At 60.5% G+C, this 21,903-nt stretch carries 17 protein-coding genes; 8 read left to right on the top strand and 9 right to left on the bottom strand.

Annotated features, from left to right (window positions below; genetic code table 11):
- Positions 1-15 precede the first annotated feature (15 nt).
- The 4 genes from ACP7AL_RS23080 to ACP7AL_RS23065 all read right to left on the bottom strand — a co-directional run bounded on the left by ACP7AL_RS23080 (position 16) and on the right by ACP7AL_RS23065 (position 8,791).
- A complete protein-coding gene (locus ACP7AL_RS23080; RefSeq protein WP_425994651.1) occupies positions 16-894 on the bottom strand; it encodes a transglutaminase family protein in 879 nt (292 codons plus the stop codon).
- The gene (locus ACP7AL_RS23075) at positions 891-3,398 is read right to left on the bottom strand and encodes a circularly permuted type 2 ATP-grasp protein (protein WP_425994649.1); all 2,508 of its coding nucleotides are present in this window, start codon (positions 3,396-3,398) and stop codon (positions 891-893) included. Before ACP7AL_RS23075 ends, ACP7AL_RS23080 begins: the two co-directional genes overlap by 4 nt.
- Before the next feature lie 51 nt (positions 3,399-3,449).
- The gene (locus ACP7AL_RS23070; protein ID WP_425994647.1) at positions 3,450-6,779 is read right to left on the bottom strand and encodes a DUF2126 domain-containing protein; all 3,330 of its coding nucleotides are present in this window, start codon (positions 6,777-6,779) and stop codon (positions 3,450-3,452) included.
- Between the two features lie 83 nt (positions 6,780-6,862).
- Positions 6,863-8,791 carry a sigma 54-interacting transcriptional regulator gene (locus ACP7AL_RS23065; protein WP_425994645.1) on the bottom strand — a complete coding sequence of 643 codons (1,929 nt, stop codon included), beginning with the start codon at positions 8,789-8,791 and terminating at the stop codon, positions 6,863-6,865.
- Positions 8,792-8,956: 165 nt separating this feature from the next.
- Here ACP7AL_RS23065 and ACP7AL_RS23060 point away from each other — a divergent pair, with 165 nt between their 5' ends.
- The 4 genes from ACP7AL_RS23060 to cynS are packed head-to-tail and all read left to right on the top strand — an operon-like array spanning position 8,957 to position 12,615.
- A complete protein-coding gene (locus tag ACP7AL_RS23060; RefSeq protein ID WP_024921313.1) occupies positions 8,957-10,339 on the top strand; it encodes a CmpA/NrtA family ABC transporter substrate-binding protein in 1,383 nt (460 codons plus the stop codon).
- Positions 10,340-10,341: 2 nt separating this feature from the next.
- Positions 10,342-11,181: a nitrate ABC transporter permease gene (gene ntrB / locus ACP7AL_RS23055; RefSeq protein ID WP_425994643.1), complete on the top strand. Its 840-nt coding sequence runs from the start codon at positions 10,342-10,344 to the stop codon at positions 11,179-11,181.
- A gap of 4 nt (positions 11,182-11,185) precedes the next feature.
- Complete coding sequence (locus tag ACP7AL_RS23050) at positions 11,186-12,100, top strand: ABC transporter ATP-binding protein (RefSeq protein ID WP_425994641.1); 915 nt, start codon at positions 11,186-11,188, stop codon at positions 12,098-12,100.
- 26 nt (positions 12,101-12,126) lie between these two features.
- Positions 12,127-12,615 (top strand): cyanase, encoded by a 489-nt coding sequence (gene cynS / locus ACP7AL_RS23045; protein ID WP_006020176.1) that lies wholly within the window; start codon positions 12,127-12,129, stop codon positions 12,613-12,615.
- Between the two features lies 1 nt (position 12,616).
- On the opposite strand, the gene otnK is transcribed toward cynS, so the two are convergent.
- From otnK to ltnD, 3 genes are read right to left on the bottom strand one after another with little or no spacing between them, the layout of a single operon-like run.
- Positions 12,617-13,891: a 3-oxo-tetronate kinase gene (gene otnK / locus ACP7AL_RS23040; RefSeq protein ID WP_425994638.1), complete on the bottom strand. Its 1,275-nt coding sequence runs from the start codon at positions 13,889-13,891 to the stop codon at positions 12,617-12,619.
- Positions 13,888-14,685 (bottom strand): 2-oxo-tetronate isomerase, encoded by a 798-nt coding sequence (gene otnI / locus ACP7AL_RS23035; RefSeq protein WP_024921310.1) that lies wholly within the window; start codon positions 14,683-14,685, stop codon positions 13,888-13,890. The genes otnK and otnI overlap by 4 nt, the downstream gene beginning before the upstream one ends.
- Positions 14,686-14,720: 35 nt before the next feature.
- Positions 14,721-15,656: an L-threonate dehydrogenase gene (ltnD, locus tag ACP7AL_RS23030; protein WP_425994636.1), complete on the bottom strand. Its 936-nt coding sequence runs from the start codon at positions 15,654-15,656 to the stop codon at positions 14,721-14,723.
- A 107-nt stretch (positions 15,657-15,763) separates the two neighbouring features.
- Between ltnD and ACP7AL_RS23025 the strand changes: the two genes are divergently transcribed.
- The 4 genes from ACP7AL_RS23025 to ACP7AL_RS23010 all read left to right on the top strand — a co-directional run bounded on the left by ACP7AL_RS23025 (position 15,764) and on the right by ACP7AL_RS23010 (position 19,861).
- Positions 15,764-16,435 (top strand): aldolase, encoded by a 672-nt coding sequence (locus ACP7AL_RS23025; RefSeq protein WP_425994634.1) that lies wholly within the window; start codon positions 15,764-15,766, stop codon positions 16,433-16,435.
- 115 nt (positions 16,436-16,550) lie between these two features.
- Positions 16,551-17,906 carry an esterase-like activity of phytase family protein gene (locus tag ACP7AL_RS23020; RefSeq protein ID WP_425994632.1) on the top strand — a complete coding sequence of 452 codons (1,356 nt, stop codon included), beginning with the start codon at positions 16,551-16,553 and terminating at the stop codon, positions 17,904-17,906.
- A 247-nt stretch (positions 17,907-18,153) separates the two neighbouring features.
- Positions 18,154-19,431: a PQQ-dependent sugar dehydrogenase gene (locus ACP7AL_RS23015; protein WP_425994630.1), complete on the top strand. Its 1,278-nt coding sequence runs from the start codon at positions 18,154-18,156 to the stop codon at positions 19,429-19,431.
- A 73-nt stretch (positions 19,432-19,504) separates the two neighbouring features.
- Complete coding sequence (locus ACP7AL_RS23010; RefSeq protein WP_425994628.1) at positions 19,505-19,861, top strand: c-type cytochrome; 357 nt, start codon at positions 19,505-19,507, stop codon at positions 19,859-19,861.
- A 19-nt stretch (positions 19,862-19,880) separates the two neighbouring features.
- On the opposite strand, the gene ACP7AL_RS23005 is transcribed toward ACP7AL_RS23010, so the two are convergent.
- Both ACP7AL_RS23005 and ACP7AL_RS23000 read right to left on the bottom strand, forming a co-directional pair.
- On the bottom strand, positions 19,881-20,447 hold the full coding sequence (locus ACP7AL_RS23005; protein ID WP_425994626.1) for a c-type cytochrome: 567 nt from the start codon (positions 20,445-20,447) through the stop codon (positions 19,881-19,883).
- Positions 20,448-20,538: 91 nt separating this feature from the next.
- Entirely contained in the window at positions 20,539-21,876 is a 1,338-nt protein-coding gene (locus ACP7AL_RS23000) for a PQQ-dependent sugar dehydrogenase (RefSeq protein WP_425994624.1), read from the bottom strand.
- Positions 21,877-21,903: the final 27 nt, after the last annotated feature.

Below are 21,903 nucleotides of genomic sequence, written 5' to 3'. Positions count from 1 at the left end.
GGGCCTCAGCGGCGCTTAGGCCGCCGGGATCACATCGACCGCCACGGCCAGCTTCTGCTTGCGCGATCCGACAATAATTCCATCGACAGGCGAGACATCGGTGTAGTCGCGGCCCACCGCGAGAACGACATGATCGTTGCCGATCACCAGATCGTTGGTGGGGTCGAACCCCACCCATCCGATCTCCTCGCCACACCACACCGACACCCAGGCATGCGTCGCGTCCGCGCCCTGGAGCCGCGGACGCCCCGGCGGAGGCGTGGTCCGCAGATAACCGCTGACATAAGCCGCAGGCAGCCCGAGGCCGCGCAGCCCCGCGATCATGATATGTGCGAAATCCTGACAGACCCCTCGCCGCTTCTTGAAGACCTCTAACAGCGGCGTCGATATCTCCGTTGCTTTCGAGTCATAGACAAAGTCACGGTTGATCCGTCGCATTAGTTCAACCGACGAGACGAACGCCTCACCGCCGGCCGGAAAACATTCCGCAGCATAGGCGGTAATTATCGGCTGGATCGGCACAAGCGGGCTGGCGAACAAATATCCGACAGGAGAGACCGCTGCGAGGCCGTTCGACGTGAAGGCTGCCTCGCGCACCTGTTCCCAACCGGGAGAGGCCATGTCGCGCGGCAGAGCAGTGCGTGTAACGTCCACGCGCGATCGCGCATCAATACGCAGAACGCGGTGCGCGGTCTCGATCACGATACTTTCAGTACGGATGCCGAAGAAGTCCGTCCTCACCGCACGATCGAGCGGTGTCGGCTTGATCTCGACGTGATGGGAGATCAAATGCTGGCCATCGCCGTTTTTTGGCTCGAGCCTCAGTGAGCAGCGCGCAAAGCTGACCGGGCTCTCATAGGAATACGTGGTGACATGACGAATGTCGTAAATCACGCAAACCCCGTGAGCTTCTCGGGGCGCAACGCGAGACTTCCGTGCGGAAAGTAGTGCGATCCGATCGCATCAGCCAGATTCAGCAGGTCCTGCTCAAGCGAGAACAGGGTCTTTGCATCGAATGACTCTGCCTCCCCCGCGATCATCGCAGCCTGGAGGCTGACAGCACAACGATGCGGCGGGTCGATCAGGCCGCCTTCGCGCATGCTCGGCAGGCTCGCGATGTGCTCGTTGAGCGCCGCGATCTGGAACGCCACCGAACGCGGATTGAAGGAATCCAGCACAACCAGGTCGCGCACCGGCGCCAGTACGGGCCCGACCATATAGCGCGAACGATAGGTGATCTGGCAATCGACCAGCGTCAACAGCAGGTCGAGGTCCTCGGCAGTTGCCTTGTCGTCGGCGAACTGACGCGCAAAACGCGCAGTGTTAATGGCCCGCTCGACGCGGCGGCCCATCTCGAGAAAGCGCCAGCCCGCGGCGCGGTTCATGTTCTCTTGCGCAAGACCTGCGAACGTCGCCAGTGATTGCAGGGTCCACTCCGCGGCCTCAAGCAACGCCTCATCGTCTTCGGCCTTTTCCGACAAGCGTTCGACCATGCCGGTGATGACATGCCACGCATCGGGCGAAAGGCGCTCGCGCAATGTCGTGGCGGTGCGTTGCGCGGAACGAACCAGCGACAGCGCCGAGCCGAACTTGTCCTTGGCCTGAAGCGCTTGCGCCGCTGTGGTCGCGAGTTTGGTGCGCGTCGATGGCGAGGTTGCGCCCCACGCCACAAGCAACCGCTGAATGCGTTCGATCACCGGTTGCATCGGCGATGGGCCCTTGCCGGGTTCACGCAATGCGCCGCCGAGCGCACGAACCAGCCGCAGCGTGGCCTCGGCCCGCTCCAGATAACGGCCAAGCCAGAACAGATTGTCTGCCGCGCGGCTTGGCACCCATCCGGCAATGCGCCTGATACGAACGGCATCGCTCGGCGGCAACAACGTGGACGTCGCGACTTCCTTCTCCGATACAACCCAGACGTCGGCGGCGCGTGCGCCCTCGCCCATTGAAACCGCGCGCGCATCAGGCTTGTCGGCGATGCGGCAGAACCCGCCCGGCAGGATGGTCCAGCCTTTCGGCGTGGCGGCGGCGAAAACCCGAAGAACGAAGGGGCGTGGAGAGATATGCCCGTTGTCCCAAACCGGCGTCGTGGAGAGGCGCACCATCTCCTGCCCGACATAGTCGATGCCGCGTTTGCCGATAGCATCGACCAACTGCGCGCGCTCATCTTTGGAAAGGGAACTGCCGACAATCGGACCACGGCCCGGGAAACCAGGTACAGACGGTCCGTAAGCACCGTCGATCGCCATGTCATCGAGGCGCGAAAGCACCTCGTCACGGGCGGATTTCTGCCCGCACCACCACGTGGCGATGTGCGGCATCTTCAGGTCTTCGCCGAAGAAGCGCTGGCTCAGGCTCGGCAGGAAACCGAGCAGCGTCCGCGCTTCCATCACGCCGGAACCGGGCATGTTGGCGACAGCCACGCCGCCCTTTCTGATGACATCGATCAGGCCCGGAACGCCGAGCATGGAACGCGCATCGAGTTCGAGGGGATCGAGAAAATTCGAGTCGACCCGCCGCAGCAGCACGTCAAGGCGCTTCAGGCCGGCAACGGTGCGGACGTGCAGCCGATCCTCGCTCACCGCGAGATCATCACCTTCCACCAGCAGAAAGCCAAGATAACGCGCCAATGTGGCATGTTCGGAATAGGTTTCGCTGGAATTGCCCGGCGTCAGCACCCCGATGCGGGGTTCGTCGCGATCGGCAATGGCCCGCAGGCTGTCGCGGAACGCCTCAAAGAACGGCGCGACGCGCTCGACATTCATCGATGTGTAGAGGTTCGTCAGTGCGCGTGACAGCACCAGCCGGTTTTCGAGGGCATAACCCGCACCGGACGGCGCCTGCGTGCGATCATTCAGCACCCACCAGCGCCCGTCGGGCCCACGGCCGATGTCGGCCGCGTAGAGATTGAGATAATGTCCGCCGGGCGGCGTCACGCCGCAAACCGAGCGCAGATATTCCGCGCTACCGGCGACGGCGGCCGCCGGCAAAGCACCCTCCGCAATCAACCGGCCTTCGCCATACAAATCGCGCAAGATCTGTTCCAAAAGCTCCGCGCGCTGGGCGACGCCTTCCGAAATCTGCTTCCATTCGGCTTCGTCGATCAGCAGCGGCAGATGGCTGAGCGGCCAGGAACGATCCGCAGCGTCACCCGGTGCGCGATATGTGACGCCGGCGTCGCGCATATGCTGATCCGCGGACGCAAAGCGGCGTTCGATCTCGCCCGGCGTGAGCGTGGAGAACGCGTCGAAGAACCGGGTCCATACCTCGCGGGGCTGGCCCTCTGAGTCGAGGAATTCGTCCGGAATTCCGGGCAACGGCGTATAGCCGCGGGTGCAATCCAGAAGATCGCGCTGCGCTGCTCGCGGTGCCTTTTCTCCGCTGTCCGTGTCCGCCATCCGACTCGCTTTCTGCTCTTCGCGACAACTTCGCCGATTATGGCGGCGGCCTCAATGCGGGAGCGGCGTCCGGAGGTCCAGAGTCAGGGGAAATTCGAGGGTCCGTTCCTCGGAAGGCACAGTTATCGGGCCCGGCGTGTGCCCGTGGTCCTGAAAGCGGGCAAGCCGCCTCGCTTCGGCCTCGTAGCTATTGACCGGCTTGGTGTCGTAGCTCCGCCCCCCTGGATGGGCGACATGGTAGACACAGCCGCCCAGCGAGCGGCCATTCCATGTGTCCAGAATGTCGAAAGTCAGCGGGGCGTGAACCGGGATCGTCGGGTGAAGACCCGACGATGGCTGCCACGCCTTGAAGCGCACGCCGGCGACGGCCTCGCCCGCGCGTTCGGTATTCGTCATCGGCAACCGGCGGCCATTGCAGGTGATCACGTGCCGGCCCTCGATAAAGCCGTTGACCTTGACCTGCAATCGCTCGACTGACGAGTCGACATAACGCACCGTACCGCCTGCGGAGCTTTCCTCCCCGAGCACATGCCAAGGCTCCAAAGCCTGACGCAGCTCAAGCGTCACACCGCCGTGCTGAACGCTCCCGAACACCGGAAACCGAAACTCGAGTTGCGCCTCGAACCACTCCGGCTCGAAATCGTAACCAGCCTGCTTCAAATCCCAGAGCACACCCCTGAAATCCTCCCAGAGGAAATACGGCAGCATGAAGCGATCATGCAGTGTCGTTCCCCAGCGAACGAAGCGGCCATCCTGCGGTTCGCGCCAGAATTTCGCGATCAACGCGCGGATCACAAGCTGCTGCGCAAGGCTCATGCGCGCGTCAGGCGGCATCTCCAGCGCGCGGAATTCGACGAGACCGAGACGCCCTGTGGAGCTGTCGGGTGAGTAAAGTTTGTCAATGCAGACTTCGGCACGATGGGTGTTGCCGGTAATGTCTACCAGCAAATGCCGGAAGGTGCGATCGACCAGCCACAGCGGCACTTTCTCGCCTTTCGGCGGAATGTTAGAGAGCGCGATTTCCAGTTCATAGAGCGCGTCGTGCCGAGCTTCATCGATACGCGGGGCCTGACTGGTCGGTCCGATGAACATCCCGGAAAACAGATAGGACAGCGACGGATGGCGCTGCCAATAGAGCACCACGCTCTTGAGCAGATCGGGCCGCCGCAGGAACGGCGAGTCCGCAGGCATGCCGCCCCCCACAACAACGTGGTTGCCGCCGCCGGTGCCGGTGTGACGGCCGTCGATCAGGAAACGGTTCGCGCCGAGGCGAACATGCGCCGCCTCCTGATAAAGGCTGATGGTCGTATCGACGATTTCGCGCCAGTTCTTCGCCGGATGAATATTGATCTCGATCACACCGGGATCTGGGGTGACCTTGATGACCTCTACGCGCGGATCGTAAGGCGGAGCGTAACCTTCGACATGAACCTGAAGCTTCATGTCCTCTGCGGTTGCCTCCACCACCGCGATCAGTTCGAGATAGTCCTCGAGCTTCTCCACCGGCGGCATGAATGCGCAGAGAATGCCGTCGCGAATCTCAATTGACAGCGCCGTGCGGACACCGCCCTTTCCGCCAGCCTGCTGCTCCTGAATGAACTGGCGCGGCCCGCCATCTGCCAATGCTCCCCCATCGAATACGGGCGGCTGAGCGACCGGCTCGGATGAAGCAGCCGTAGCATCGAACACCGGCAGCGCTTCGCGCTCTTCCGTCGGGTCCTGCTCAACGATATAGGGATAATCCTCCGGCGGAATCCATTGCAGTGAATTCATCGGCAGCCGCAGACCCAGCGGCGAATCGCCGGGCATCAGGAACAGATTTCCGCGCCGGAGATTCCATTTCTCGCTCCGCCAGCGGCTGGCGGCCTTCGCATTCCAGCGCTGTACCGGCAGCACGAAGCCACGCGGCACGTTCAGTCCCTGCTGAAACACCTGCGCCATGCGCGAGCGTTCTTCCGGATCGGCGAGTTTTGAATCGCTTGGATCCACATTGCCGGGAAGACTGTTCTCCTTCAGCAACCAATGCGCCTGATCCTCATAAGCCGGCAAAACGTAGTCGGCATCGACACCGAGTTTCTCGGCAACACCTGCTGCGAATTTTTCCGCCTGCTCGATCTTCGCAGAGCGTGGCCCTTCCATCGGCGCGATCAGATCGGGATTCCGCCAGATCGGCACGCCGTCCTTGCGCCAGTAGAGCCCGAAAGCCCAGCGTGGCAGGCTTTCACCCGGGTACCACTTACCCTGCCCGTAATGCAGCAGGCCGCCTGGTGCAAAGCGCGTGCGCAAGCGGCGGATGAGATTATCGGCAATGCCGCGCTTGGTCGGGCCGACTGCGGCTGTATTCCACTCAGCGGACTCCAAATCGTCGATCGAGACGAATGTCGGCTCACCGCCCATCGTCAGCCGGACGTCTTCGGCCGCGAGATCGGCATCCACCTTTTCGCCCAGCGCATCGAGACGCCGCCATGAATCGTCGGAGAATGGCTTGGTGATGCGCGGCGCCTCGTTGACGCGTGTCACCTTCATCTCGAAACCGAAATCGACATTGGCAGAACTGACATTGCCGCTGATCGGTGCTGCGGTCCGGTAGTGCGGAGACGCCGCGACGGGGATATGTCCCTCGCCTGTCAGCATGCCCGACGTCACATCGAAACCGATCCACCCGGCGCCTGGCAGATAAACCTCCGCCCACGCATGAAGATCGGTGAAATCAGCCTCGACTTCTCGGGGCCCCTGCAACGGGTCGATGTCAGGGCGTAACTGAATGAGATAGCCGGAGACGAAGCGCGCCGCCAATCCAAGATTGCGTAGCGCCTGGATCAGAAGCCAGGCGGAGTCGCGGCACGAGCCCGCGCCGCTCCGCAACGTCTCTTCAGGCGTCTGAATTCCCGGCTCCATGCGGATGACGTAATTGATCCTGTCGCGCAGCTTCGCGTTGAGTTCGACAAGGAAGTTCACAGTGTTGGTCGGTCCGCGCGGAATGCTCGCAAGATATTCCGCGAGCAAAGGCGTGACTGGCTCGGTCTTCAGATAGGGCGCAAGCTCGTCGGCAAGGTCAGCCGGATATTGAAATGGAAACGTTTCCGCGTACGGCTCGACAAAAAAATCGAACGGATTGACCACCGCCATATCGGCGATGAAGTCCACCTCGATCTTGAATTCAAGCGTCGGCTCGGGAAACACGAAGCGCGCTAGCCAGTTCCCTTGCGGATCCTGCTGCCAGTTGACGAAATGCTTCTCGGGCAGAACCTTCAGCGAATAGCTGGAAACCCGTGTGCGCGAATGTGGCGCCGGCCGCAATCGAATGACCTGCGGACCCAGGCTGACGGGCTGATCGTACCTGTAATGTGTGACGTGATGCAGGACGACGGCGATGGACACTGCGCAACAACCTCAATGGCTTGTTTTTTGAGCAGAACACCTGGCTGAGCCTCTATCAAGCGCTAACAACGAGCAGGAACTGCCTAACGCATTGGCGAATCGGGGTTTCGTGCCGAAATGCCGAGCGATTTGATGCGCGACGCCAGCGTTGTGGGCTTGATCGCAAGCAGTTCCGCCGCGCCATCCTTGCCAAATATCTTGCCGCCGGACGCCTTCAGCGCAGCCAGGATATTGTTGCGTTCGTGTTCCCGCATTTCGTCGTCGGTCATGATGGCTGGCGGCGCTCCATTTCTGGGACGCCGCGACGCTGCGGGGAGTTCGGCCCCCGCTTGTTGGATCGGCAGGTCAATCCGTAGCCGCCCGTTCTGGGCCAGAATGGCCGCGCGTTCGATCACATTCTGCAGTTCGCGGACATTGCCGGGCCAGTCGTATTGCATCAGGCGGCGAACATCGCCTTCCGACAACCGCAGGTCGGATTTCAGCGATTTGCCCTCGCTGCTCAGGAAGTGCTGTGCAAGCAATGGAATGTCTTCACGGCGGTCGCGCAGCGGCACGGTTTCGACCGGAAATACATTGAGCCGGAAATAGAGATCCTCGCGAAAACGCCCCTGCTTCACCTCCTGTTTCAGTTCGCGGTTGGTCGCGGCGATAACACGGACATTGACGGCGCGCGTGCGTTCCTCGCCGACGCGCTCGAAATGCCCTTCCTGCAACACGCGCAGCAGCTTGCCCTGAAGCTCCAGCGGAATTTCTCCGACTTCATCGAGAAACAGCGTCCCGCCATCAGCCAGTTCAAACCGTCCGACGCGATCGCGCAACGCCCCGGTGAACGCTCCGCGGACATGGCCGAAAAATTCACTCTCGAACAGTTCACGCGGAATGGCTGCACAGTTGACCCGGATCAGCGGGCGGTCGCTGCGCTGGCTCGCCTCGTGGATAGCGCGCGCGATCAGTTCCTTGCCGGTCCCGGATTCGCCGGTGATCATTACGGTCGCGTCGGTCGGCGCAACGAGGCTGACCTGCCGCAGCGTCTTCTGCACTGCCGCGGTACGCCCGATAATGCCGCGGGGATTCGTCTCGGTGCGGATTTCCTCCTGCAAATAGGCGTTTTCCTGCTCGAGACGCTCGCGCAATTGATCGACTTCCGCGAGCGCCGCGCGAAGCTTTTCGTCCGCCTCGCGGCGCTGGCTGACATCGCGGAACACGATCACCGCACCGACCACCACGCCACGATCGCGGATCGGTGTGGATGTGTACTCGACCCAAACCGGCGTGCCGTCCTTGCGCCAGAACACCTCGTCATTGACCTGATGCACCGCGCCGTCGCGGAACGCGGCATAGATCGGACAGTCCTCGTGCGGATAATGCCGCCCATCGTGATGGGTATGATGCACGGTGGAGTGAATATCGGTGCCGACCAGTTCCTCAGCCGACCAGCCGAGCAGGCGCTCGGCGACAGGATTGACGAATGTGGTCTTACCTTCGGCATTGACGCCGTAGATGCCCTCGCCCGCCGCACGCAGGATCAACTGGTTCTCGCGCTCAATGTCGCGGAAGACGCGCTCGACGCGCTGCCAAGCTGCGATGCCGCCGCGCATGTGATCTTCCGCTGTGACATCGACCAGCCGGCGGCGGCGCTGTTCAAGATCGCTCATCGCCAGCAGCACCAGCGGCGTGCCCTCCTGCGGGATCAGCGACCCGGTATATTCCAGCCGAAGTTCGTTTCCCGCAGCGTGACGCGGCGTCAGCGACGTGGTCCAGAACGAGCCCCTGTCGAACACGGCCTGCGTGAAAACAATCAGCGCGGGCAACTGCCCGGCATGCAAGGCGCTGATCTTCATCTGCCGCAGCAGAGCACGGTCGTATCCGAGCAGCGTGCACACGGCAGGGTTGGCATCGACGATGCGATCCCCGTGGGGGTCCAGCAACATCATCGGCTCAGCCGCAAAATCGAACGCCGCGCCCCACAGATCAAGGCTCTTTTCCGGTCCCGACGACAGGGAAACGTCCATGAGCCCTCGCTACGAAATATCGTAATTAGATTACGAATAATCGTATAACACGAAATCTCGTAACCGACAATGTTACCGCTGCGGCGCATTGACATTGATAAATCGCGCAAAACGGCGGTGGCACGAGGTTTGCGTAATGGATTGAAACGCCATGCAGGAGGTTTCATGTCCACCTTCGATAATCCGTTCGATCCGAACCGCCGCCTCTCCTCTTTCGGCTGCGCTTGCGGCCGACACACGAGCGAAGCCGAGCACGAAGCCGCGCTCCAGCTCCAGGCTGAGACCCCACACAGCGAGGACCGGCGCTACGAAGGCGTTGTCGCCTCCGCCGTCATGCGCGCGATGTTTCCTCAGGATGCTGCACGCCGCGCATTCCTGAAATCGGTCGGCGCGGCGACCGCCGTCGCCGCCGTCTCGCAATTCTTCCCTCTGAAGACCGCGACCGAAGTGTTTGCGCAAGGCGCACCGCTCGAGAAGAAGGATCTCAAGGTCGGGTTCATTCCGATCACATGTGCGACGCCGATTATCATGGCGAAGCCGATGGGCTTCTACGAGAAGCAGGGCCTCAATGTCGAAGTGATCAAGACCGCCGGCTGGGCGGTGATCCGCGACAAAACCATCAACAAGGAATACGACGCGGCGCACATGCTCTCGCCGATGCCGATCGCAATTTCAATGGGCGCGGGCTCCAACCCGATTCCCTACACCATGCCCGCCGTCGAGAACATCAACGGTCAGGCCATCACCCTCGCGATCAAGCACAAGGACAAGCGCAACCCGAAGGACTGGAAGGGTTTCAAGTTCGCGGTGCCGTTCGACTACTCGATGCACAATTACCTGCTGCGCTACTACCTGGCGGAGCACGGTATCGATCCCGATACCGACGTTCAGATCCGTGCGGTGCCGCCGCCGGAAATGGTCGCCAATCTTCGCGCCGACAACATCGATGGCTTCCTCGGTCCCGATCCGATGAACCAGCGCGCGGTCTATGACGGCGTCGGCTTCATCCACATCCTTACGAAGGATATCTGGGAAGGCCATCCCTGCTGCGCGTTCGCGGCTTCCAAGGAATTCGTCACCACGATGCCGAATACCTATGCGGCGCTGCTGAAATCGATCATCGATGCAACGGCGTTCGCCCACAAGGCCGAAAACCGCAAGCAGATCGCGGAGGCGATCTCGCCAGCGAACTATCTCAACCAGCCGCCAATCGTGCTCGAGCAAATTCTCACCGGCACCTTCGCCGATGGACTCGGCAACATCGTGACGCAGCCGAACCGCGTCGATTTCGATCCGTTCCCTTGGCAGTCGTTTGCGGTCTGGATCATGACCCAGATGAAGCGCTGGGGACAGATCAAGGGTGACGTCGACTACGCCGGCATCGCGAGCCAGGTCTATCTCGCCACCGATACGGCGAAGCTCATGAAGGAAGTTGGTCTGACACCCCCGACAACTATCACGAAATCGTTCAGCGTAATGGGTAAGCCTTTCGATCCGGCAAAGCCCGAGGATTACCTCAAGAGCTTCAAGATCAGCAAGGCGAGCTAAGCATGACCTCATCGCTGAAACTTCGCGCGGCCGTGCTGTCGATTGCGATCTTTCTCGCCTTCATCGGCGCGTGGCATCTTGCCACGCGCGGCAGCGGATCGGTCGCCACGATGAGTCCGGAATACGCAAAGCTGATGGGTGTGACAGCGACCCAGGGCAAATCGGCAATGCCGGGCCCGCTCGATGTCGGCGCCAAGCTCTGGCAGCACATCAAGAGCCCGTTCTACGACAACGGTCCGAACGACAAGGGCCTCGGCATCCAGCTCGGTTATTCGATCGCGCGCGTCCTGCTTGGCTACTTCCTCGCCGTGATTGTGGCGATCCCGCTCGGATTTTTGATCGGCATGTCACCGCTGATCAGCAAGGCGCTCGATCCTTTCATTCAGGTTCTGAAACCTATGTCTCCCCTCGCCTGGATGCCGCTGGCGCTCTACACCATCAAGGATTCCAATACGTCCGCGATCTTCGTGATCTTCATCTGCGCGATCTGGCCGATGCTGATCAACACCGCATTCGGCGTCTCCGCCGTGCGCAAGGAATGGATCAACGTCGCCCGCACGCTCGAGGTTGGATCCATGCGCCGTGCCTTCACGGTGATCCTTCCGGCAGCTGCACCGACCATCCTGACCGGCATGCGCATTTCCATCGGCATCGCATGGCTCGTCATCGTCGCCGCGGAAATGCTGGTCGGCGGAACGGGCATTGGCTATTTCGTCTGGAACGAATGGAACAATCTCTCGATCACCAACGTCATCATCGCCATTCTGGTCATCGGCCTGGTTGGAATGATGTTCGATCAGATCCTTGCGCGATTTACGCGCATGGTCACGTTCCCGGAGTGATGTGATGATCGATAAATTCATCTCTATCGAAGGCATCGCCAAGCACTATCCGGCACCGGATGGCGGGAAGACGACTATCTTCGAGGACCTCTGGCTGTCGATGCCGCGCGGAGAGTTCGGTTGCGTGATCGGCCATTCCGGCTGCGGCAAGACGACCGTTCTCAACATTCTAGCCGGGCTGGACGAACCCTCCGAAGGCACCGTGATCGTCGATGGTCAGGCTATCGAGGGCACCAGCCTCGATCGAGCCGTGATCTTCCAGAGCCATGCCTTGCTGCCGTGGCGCACGGTGATGGGCAACGTCGCCTACGCGGTTTCGTCGAAATGGCGCAAGTGGGACAAGGCGCGCGTTCGTGCCCACGCTCAGAAGTTTATCGACATTGTCGGTCTCACCGGGTCCGAGCACAAAAGGCCCTCAGAGTTGTCCGGCGGCATGAAGCAGCGCGTCGGTATCGCGCGCGCGCTGTCGATCACGCCGAAAATCATGCTGATGGATGAGCCCTTCTCCGCACTCGACGCGCTGACGCGCGGAACGTTGCAGGACGAGGTTCGCCGCATCTGCCTGGAGACCGGCCAGACCGCCTTCATGATCACACACGACGTGGACGAAGCGATCTATCTCGCCGACAAGATCTTCCTGATGACCAACGGCCCCGGTGCGGTGCTTGCGGAGGTTCTGGAAAATCCGCTGCCCAAGGATCGCGGCCGCATCGATCTTCACCGTCATCCGCAATACTACGCCCTGCGCAATCACATCATCGATTTCCTCGTGACGCGCAGCAAAACCTTCGTGGACACCAACAAGGCCCACGATCCTCGCAACGTGCCCGTCGTCCGCCCCGGATTCACTGAGCCCGCGATCGTCACCAGCAACACACCTCTCGATAAGACCGCAGCCGGCCAGACCAGTGCCGCCTGACAGCCCTTCAAAACTGGAGAATTGACATGAAGCGATCCGACCTCACCGAAAAGCTGCTCGACATCAAGCGAGAGAACGGCTGGACCTGGAAGCACATCTGCGAACAGATCGGCGGCCATTCCGACGCGCTGATTGTCGGCGCCATTCTCGGACAGATGAAACTGACCAAGCCACAGGCGGAGAATGCCGCCAAGCTGTTCGGCCTGTCGAAGGCCGAGACCGCGATGATCAACGAAATTCCCATGCGCGGCGACGGCACCCAGATGCCGCCGACCGATCCGCTGATTTATCGTTTCTATGAAATGGTGATGGTGAATGGACCGGCCTGGAAGGCACTGATCGAGGAGGAATTCGGCGACGGCATCATGTCGGCCATCGATTTCGATTTCGCCATGGAACGCGTGGCGAACCCGAAGGGTGACCGCGTCAAGTTCGTGATGACGGGCAAGTTCCTGCCGTTCAAGTATTACGGCGCAACCGGCAACAATCTCGAATACGGCTACAAGGAAGCCTGAATCACCGCATCAGGCGGATGGCGTCGTTGAAAAAATCCGGGCCGCCAAAGTTACCGGACTTCAGCGCCGTCACCGCATCGCCTTTGCTCCAGCCCACGCAGCGGAGCACCGGGACGCCTGCGGCAATCTCGGGACCGACCAGAAACGCCGGGATGCCGAGGCGGTCGACCACAGCGCCCGAGGTTTCACCTCCCGCGATCACAAGCCGCCGTACGCCGGCAGCGACCAGACCTTCGCTGATCGCCGCCATCGCCTGCTCGATGGCGTGACCGGCAGCGTCACGGCCATGCCTCGCCTGTAGCGCAGAAACCTGATCGGGCGTCGAACTGCTCGCTATCAGGACCGGCTCCTTGCCAAGATGATCGCGCGACCAATCAAGCGCGCGCCGGACCTCGGATGATCCTGCCACAATCTTTTCAGGATCGAGCCGCAGCACGGGCATCGATTTCTCCGCATGCGCGATCTGCGCCAGCGTGGCCTGCGAGCAGCTTCCGGCAAGACAAGCGACGGGGCCACCGATCGCCTTTTGATCGGCACTCGCTGAGGCCGCCCTCACCCTGCCCGACGCGACAAGGCCGCGGGCAAGCCCAAGGCCCATTCCCGACGCACCCACCGATAAACGATGATCGAGCGCAACCTGACCAATGATCTCAAGTTCGGGATCGAACACGGCATCGATGATCGCAGCACCAATGCCCTGTTTGGCAAAATCGATCAGCTTTGCTCGGATCGCTTCGGCGCCCTTTGCGACGGTGGCGAGATCAACCAAACCGACCTTGGATTTACTCTGCCGCGCCAGCACCCGCACCAGATTGGAGTCATGCATGGGGTTCAGCGGATGATCCTTCAACGGGCTTTCATTCAGCGGCACGCTACCCACGAACAGGTTGCCTTGGTAAACTGAGCGCCCCGTTCTGGGAAACGCCGGCGTCACCAATACGATGGCGTCGCCGGAATCAGCGCGCAGCGCGTCCATCACTGGACCGATGTTACCCGAATCGGTGGAATCGAACGTCGAACATATCTTGAACAGCACATGCGTGGCGCCGCGCGCCCGCAGCCACTTGTCCGCTTCGCGAGAACGCGCAACCGCCTGAGACGCCTCGATGGAACGGCTCTTCAGCGACACCACCACGGCATCGACATCGGGCAGCGCCAGCGCGTCATCGGGAACGCCGATGGTCTGCACCGTCCGTAGCCCGCAGCGTGTCAGCATGTTGGCAAGATCGGACGCGCCGGTGTAATCGTCCGCGATGCAGCCCAGAGCCAGTGTCACGCGCGCGCTCCGGTCCTGGACTTCGCAGCATAAGGCGCGAACCAGCCGAGGCCTTCGGCCGTTTTTCCTTTCGGCCGGTACTCGCAGCCGACAAAGCCGCCATATCCCAAACGGTCGAGTTCATCAAACAGGAAGGGATAGTTAAGTTCCTCGGCTGACGGCTCGTTGCGCGAAGGAACGCTCGCAATCTGGATGTGGCCGATCATCGGCATCATCTGCCGCAACGCCATGGTGACGTCACCATGGACGATCTGCCGATGATAGATATCGAACTGCAGTTTCAGATTAGGCATTCTCAGATCGTTGATCACGCTCGCAGCGAAGTCGAAATCGTTCAGGAAATATCCCGGCACGTCACGCGGATTGATCGGCTCCAGCATGAGATCGATGTTTTCCTTGGCGAGCGCCTCGGCAGTCCAGGCCACGGAGCGGCGAAACGCATCGACTGCTTTCGGATCGCGGCGATCGGCAATTCCCGCCATCAGATGAAGCCGTTTGACGCCGGTCGCAGCGGCATATGGCAACGCCTGCTGGACGCTGTTCTGCACGTCGGCAAAGCGATCCGGCAACGCCGCAAAGCCGCGCTCGCCCTTGCTCCAGTCGCCCGGAAACAAATTGAACAGTGCCTGTGTCAGGTTATTGCCGTGAAGTCGTTGACCGACTTCGTCAGGCGAATGCTCGTAAGGAAAGAGAAACTCCACCGCTGAAAAGCCCGCCTTCGCCGCCGCGTCGAAGCGGTCGAGAAACGGCACTTCGTTGAACATCATGCTGAGATTTGCCGCAAAACGAGGCATTCGATGATTCCGTTTCTTGTAATTACAACTCTGCTCTACTCACCTGGCAGTTTCGTTCCAGTCACACGCGCATACATCCGAGCCACCGAGGCGTCATCGTCGCGGCCCATCCCCGCGGCCGACGTCATCAGGAACATCTGCAATGCCGCCGCCGAGACCGGCACCGGGAATTTCGCGGTTCGCGCCATGTCCTGAATGATGCCAAGATCCTTGACGAAAATATCGACGGCGCTGCGCGGCGTGTAGTCGCCGTCCAGCACATGCGGCATACGGTTCTCGAACATCCATGAATTTCCAGCCGACGCCGTGATGACTTCGTAAACCTTGGCGATGTCGAGACCCTGCTTCGCCGCAAAGGCCATCGCCTCGCTGGCCGCTGCGATATGCACGCCTGCCAGAAGCTGGTTGATCATTTTGAACGCCGCGCCCTGCCCTGGTGCATCGCCGAGTTCGTAGAGCTTTGCGGACATCGCATCGAGCGCAGTCCTTGCCTTGGCGAATGCGGCTTTGCTGCCGGAAGCGAGGATCGTCAGTTCACCCTGCGCGGCGCGTTGCGCACCGCCGCTGATCGGCGCATCGAGATAATGCCGTCCGGTTGCCTCGAGCTGTTTCGCCAGCCGCCGCGCGACATCCGGGTCCATCGTCGCGGACGATATAAAAACCGACCCTTTGGGCAAGGTCTCCGCCACACCTTGCGGGCCGAACAGGATCGCCTCGGTCTGCGCGGCGTTCACGACAACACTGACGACCGCATCTGCCTCTCGCCCGGCCTCCGCTGGCGACGCTACGCCCCGGCCACCCTCCGCCGCAAGACGCGCGACCGCTTCCGGCGCGACGTCGCAACCCGCGACATCGAAGCCTGCGCGCTTGAGCGACAGCGCCATGCCAAAGCCCATCGAGCCGAGACCGATGACTCCAACGCGTCCCATTTTTTCGGACATATCTCTCCCTGTTTTTGCCTGTTCGTACATTGGGCGTCGAACGGTTACGGGCTTGGTAGCACGGCCAGCGGCCCGTCCAAAATGGCGTTTGAGCCGTCCCGAAAAGCATGAGAAAAGGCGATCCAAGGGGCTCCACAATGTCAGAAACACGACTTCGCGATCAGATCTGCCAGTTCGGCCGCTCGCTGTTTGAGCGGGGTTTGACCCCCGGATCGTCTGGGAACATCAGCGTCCGCCTCGACGACGGCGGTTGGCTGGTGACGCCGACCAACGCATCACTCGGATTTCTGGATCCTGCTCGAATCTCGCGGCTGAATGGATCGGGGCGCCTGCTGTCGGGCGATGCGCCCACCAAGGAAATCCCGTTGCATGCAGCGCTGTACGAGACGCGGCACAACGCACGGGCCATTGTGCATCTGCATTGCGCCCACTGCGTTGCCGTATCCATGCTACCCGACATTGATCCGAAGGCAGCGTTGCCGCCCCTGACGCCCTATTACGTGATGCGCTGCGGTGCAACAGCGTTACTGCCTTACTACCGTCCCGGTGATGCTGCGGTTGCAGATGCGATCCGGGGACTAGCCGGCAAGTATTCGTGTGTGATGCTATCCAATCACGGGCCGGTGGTCGCGGGCGACACGCTGGAAGCAGCCGTGTTTGCCATGGAAGAGCTTGAAGAGACCGCAAAGCTTTATCTGATGCTGCGCGGCATGAACCCTCGCACGCTCACCCCGGAGCAGGTCGCCGATCTGGTTTCGACATTCCATTCCCCCGCGACGGCAACTGGCGGGAAACAGAGCCCCGGGTAACCCCGCGACAATACGGCACGGAAAAGACGTGCATCGTTACTGAAGCGTCACGGCCATGTAACGGCACTGACACATAGAACTCCGACAAGCAGCGCATGTCTTGAAGGAGGATTCCATGCGCATTGCTGCTACATTGTCGTTGCTTGCACTGACCGCTCTGCCCGGTTTTGCATCGGCTCAAACGTCCGGTCAGGCCTTCCCTGCAACACTCGCCGGCCACGCCGTTATGCCGGCCGGGTCGTTTATCGAAGCCCCCGCGGATGCTCCCGCGGATCTGAAGGTTTCCGGCAAGTTCACCACCGGCGTCCGCGTTGATGCAGTTGGCACCATTGAGGGCAAATCCTTCGATCGCCCAACCGGTGTCAAGCTGCCGTTCAAGGGCCAGCCCCTGCAAGGCCACTCCGGGATCAAGAAAGCCGCCGATGGCACCTTCTGGGTGCTCAGCGACAACGGTTTCGGCAGCAAGGCGAATTCGCCGGACTCGATGCTCTTCCTGAACAACTATCGTATCGACTGGGGCAAGGGGACCGTTGAGCGCGTCTCCACCGTCTTCCTGCGGGACCCGGACAAGAAGGTGCCCTTCCGCATCGCAAACGAGGGTACCGAAACGCGCTACCTGACTGGTTCGGATTTCGACACCGAAAGCTTCCAGCCGATCGGCGACAAGATCTGGATCGGTGACGAATTCGGCCCTTACCTGATCCGCGCCGACCGTACCGGCAAGATCGAAGCCGTGTTCGAGACCGAACTCGACGGCAAGCCAGCTCGCTCGCCGGATCATTATGCGATCACCTCGCCGGCCACGCCCACCACGCCAGTTGCATTCAACATCCGCCGCTCGAAGGGTTATGAGGGCATGGCCGCTTCGCCGGATGGAAAATTCCTTTATCCGCTGCTCGAAGGCCCGGCCTGGGACGCCGAGAAGAAGGATTGGGAAAAGACTGCTGACGGCAAGGAATATCTTCGCATTCTTGAGTTCGATGTCGGCGCGGGCAAGTGGACCGGCCGTCACTGGAAGTACGTTCTCGAGAGCAACGGCCTCGCGATCGGCGACTTCAACATGATCGATGCGACCACCGCGATGGTGATCGAGCGTGACAACGGCGAAGGTACCGCCGACAAGGCTTGCGAAGGCCCGAAGAAGCCTGACTGCTTCCACGACCTCGCCAAGTTCAAGCGCGTCTACAAGATCGAAATAACCGACGCCAATGCCAACGGTCCGGTCCGCAAGATCGGCTATATCGACCTGATGAAAATTGCGGATCCGGACAAGAAGGCGCGCAAGCCGCTGAACGAAGGCGTCCTCACCTTCCCGTTCTGGACCATCGAGAACGTCGATGTCGTGGATCAGACGCACATCATCGTCGGCAACGACAATAATTTGCCGTTCTCCACCAGCCGTGAGCCTAACAAAGCTGACGACAATGAGTTCGTGCTGCTGAATGTCGCGGAATTTCTGAAGGCCCGCTAGTTTCAATTACAACCAAGCAACATGAAAGGCCGCCCGATAGGGCGGCCTTTTTGTTTCTGCCGTATACAACCTCAGGAGCGCTCGCGTCACGCGTTGCTGCAATCGCAAATCACAATCACGCGATGTAATTTTTCATGTTGCGCCGCCAGAATGATTTACGCGCGGCTCGTCTTGCGTCACCGCAAACCTGCGATACGCTCTCGCCTCGTAAAACGTCAAAAAGCCAAACTCCCCGGGAGGATAAATTATGTTTTACGCTTTCAGCCATCATGCTCTGAATTCGGTTGCCGCCGCAGCGTTCCTTTGCGCTTCGGCGATTTCGGCGTCGGCTCAATCGCAAAACAATAATCTCGACAAGCTCGGCAACTTTCAGAAAACAGGCGTTACTGAAATACCAACTGTGCCGCAGACAGGCCGAAAGGTCGATGCGATCAAGGCCAATCTCGCCAAGATCAAATTGCCACCAGGATTCAAGATCAGCCTCTACGCACTGGTGCCGGACGCACGGCATATTGCCGTCGGACCGCAAGGCGTCGTGACATTCGTCGGCACGCGCAAGAGCAAGGTCTATGCGGTGACCGACCGCGGCAAGGCTGGCTTCGCGGAAGAGGTGAAGGAGTTCGCGCCTTCGGTGAATTTCACCATTCCGAACGGCGTCTGCTTTTCCAGGGATGGCTTCCTCTTCGTTGTCGAACAGAATCGCGTTCTCAATTTCCCCGCGGCAGAATTCTTCTATGAAAGCCCCGACATCGCCGTGGCCGTCGTCGCCCCGCAAGGCGAGTTGATCCCGAAAGAGGACGAAAGCTTCAATCACACCGCGCGGGTCTGCCGCATCGGCCCGGACAACAAGGTCTACATCTCGCTCGGGCAGCCGTTCAACGTGCCGGCGAAGAACAAACTCGATGGCTTTGTGAAGAATGGCATTGGCGGGATCATCAGAATGGATCAGGACGGCAAGAACCGTGAGGTTTATGCCGGAGGTATCCGCAACTCCGTCGGCATGGACTTCAATCCGAAGAACAATCAGCTCTGGTTCACGGATAATCAGGTCGACGGGATGGGCGATAACATTCCTCCGGGTGAGCTGAATCGCATTACGCAGCCCGGACAGAATTTCGGCTTCCCCTATTTCGGCGGCGGCAAGGTTCGCACCGTCGAGTACAAGGCCGATACGCCGCCCGCCAACGTGGTCTATCCTGAAGTGGAGATGGACGCCCATGCCGCTGACCTCGGCATGGTGTTCTACAATGGCAAATCGTTCCCCGCCAAATATCGCGGCGGCATCTTCTCGGCCCAGCATGGATCGTGGAATCGGACCGATCCAATTGGAGCGCGCGTGATGTTTACATCGCTCAAGCCTGACGGCAGCGCAGACAAGACCGAGGTCTTCGCCTCCGGCTGGTTGACGCCGGACGGCGAATACACCGGTCGCCCGGTAGACGTCGCAACGCTGCGCGACGGCTCACTTCTGGTGTCGGACGATCTCGCCGGCGCGCTGTATCGTATCACGTACGAGGAGAAGTAAGGCACCCATCACCTGCCGTGAACCGGCCCTCCGGTTCACGGCAGAGCTGATCCAACAACAAGAAAAGCAGTTCATGCGATCGAAGCCAAACAAACACACCGGACCATATCTGGCCAGCCTGCTGGTTCTGCTGACGCTGAATGGAGTGGTCAGCACATCGCAGGCCGCGGGTGACGCCAAGGCTGGACGAAAGAAGGCCCAGATGTGCTCGGCCTGTCACGGCATCGACGGCATCGCGAAGATCCCGATTGCGCCCAACATTGCGGGTTCGCCCGCGATGTACCTGGAGAAGCAGCTCAAGGCCTTCCGCTCCGAGGAGCGCAAGGAAGAGAACATGAATGTCGTGGCAAAGCCGCTGTCAGACGCCGACATCGCCGACCTCGCGGCCTGGTATTCCGGGATAGCCGTTGAGGTCACTTTGCCAAATTGAGAGACGCGCAAACGCCCACCTATCGTACACGCGCGATGTAGTAAGCGAGATCGGCGATCTGCTCGTCGGTGACCGGCTGAAGGACGTCTGCCATGGTCGCATCATAGCCATGGCGGCTGTTGTCCTTGTATTCCCGCATGGTCTTGGCGAGATAATCCTCGCGCTGATTGGCGATGCGCGGGATATTGTCGCGCCCTGCATAATCGGTGTTGTGACAGGTATTGCAGCGGTGCTGCTGTGCCAGTGCCTGTGCCCGCTGCATGCGCGCCGGATCTCCTGAATCATCGGGCGATGAAGGCTTCTTCAATGCCGCGATAAAATCAGAGAACGCGCGCAAATCGTCATCAGTCAGCGGTTTCGCCATTTCGTTCATGATGTCGAAGGTCCGCAGTTTCTCGCGAAACATATAAAGTTGGATCAGCACATACGCCGGCTGCTGTGCACCAAGCGACGGCGTGTTCTCGATTTCTGATTTCCCCGTCTCGCCGTGGCAAGCAAGACAAGGCGCCATGCGTTCCTGCAGCGTCTCGGCCGATGCTCCGGCAGAAGCGACAATCAGGGCGAGAAAAACCAGCAGATGGTGCATCGGACAGTCCAATAAGTGTCATGCCGCTGCTATTGCGGCACGCTTCAGGGGGCCGGAAGCGTTTCCGCTTCCGGCTTTTGATGCTGATGAGTTATCGCGAGGCGGTCTTCTGCTTGCCGTAGGTGATGCGATAGACCGCACCATTCCAGTCGTCGGAGACCAAAAGTGAACCGTCCTTCATCTGCTGTACGTCGACAGGACGGCCGATATACTTGTTGTCTTCAAGGAAGCCTGTAAGGAATGGCTGCATCGATTTAACAGTGCCATCCTTGTTCAGCGTGACAGCGACCACGTCGCCGCCCTCCTTCTTGCTCTTGTTCCACGATCCGTGACGCGCCACGAAAATCGTGTTCTTGTAGTTTTTCGGGAACATGTCGCCGGTATAGAAACGCATACCCAGCGCAGCTGTATGCGGTCCCATCAGGCCGACGGGCGCTGTGAACTCCGAGCAGGCGCGGCCCCATCCGAATTCAGGGTCGGTGAAGTTACCCTGATAGCAGTACGGCGATCCGAAGTGCTCACCAACCTTCTTGACGCGATTAAGTTCGTCTTCCGGAAGATCTTCTGACAGCCAGTCACGTCCGTTGTCGGTGAAGTACAGCTCTTTCGTCGCCGGATTCCAGTCAAAGCCGACTGTGTTGCGCACGCCGAGCGCGACAACCTCAACACCCGAGCCATCGAGATTCATACGGCGAATCTGCGCATGCTTGTCGCTCGGCATGACGTTGTTTCCGGGCTGGCCAATCGGAACATAAAGCTTGTTGTCCGGCCCAATGCCAATGAACTTCCAGCCGTGCGCCTCGTCCTTCGGCAGGTCGTCATAGATCAGCGTGGGCTTCGGCGGATTATCCAGCTTGTCCTCGACATTCTCGATCTTTGATATCTTCGACAGCTCGGCGATGTAGAGCGTACCGTTGTGAAAAGCGAGCCCATTTGGTCGGTAAAGACCCGAGGCAAGAATCTTGACGCTGCGCTTTCCATCCTTGCTGGTGATGGCGTAGACCTTGTCGACCAGCCGGCTGCCGACAAACACCGTACCCTTGTCGCCTTCCCGGAGCGAACGCGCATTCGCCATGCCCGATGCGTAAACTTCAATGTTGAACCCGGGCGGCAGTTTCAGCTTGGCCGTCGGCAACTTGTCAGCGGCAGCCGGAATGGGTGGCGGTGCAACCGGCGCCAGCTTGGCGGCCGCCGCATTGTCCGGGCGTCCGATCAAAGGTGAACCGGGCGGCAATGCAGCCGGGACCTGTGCAGTCGCGGCGGGTGCCGGCGCCGCAGCCGCTGGAGCAGGAGAAGCCGGTGCAGGCGCTGCTGCCGGGGCTGATGAACTGGAAGCGGCAGGCTGCTGACCGTGAGCACTCAGCGCAAACAAGCCGGCAAAGGCACTCGCGAGCAGCATGCTGCGCGACGTAGATGCTAACTTCGTCATTCATTCCTCCCTGTGAAAAAGGCTCTT

This window comes from Afipia sp. DC4300-2b1 (genome assembly GCF_049895725.1).
GTDB lineage: Bacteria > Pseudomonadota > Alphaproteobacteria > Rhizobiales > Xanthobacteraceae > Afipia > Afipia broomeae.
The sequence above is the reverse complement of the archived record's forward strand: the minus strand, read 5'-3'. Positions and strand labels throughout refer to the sequence as shown.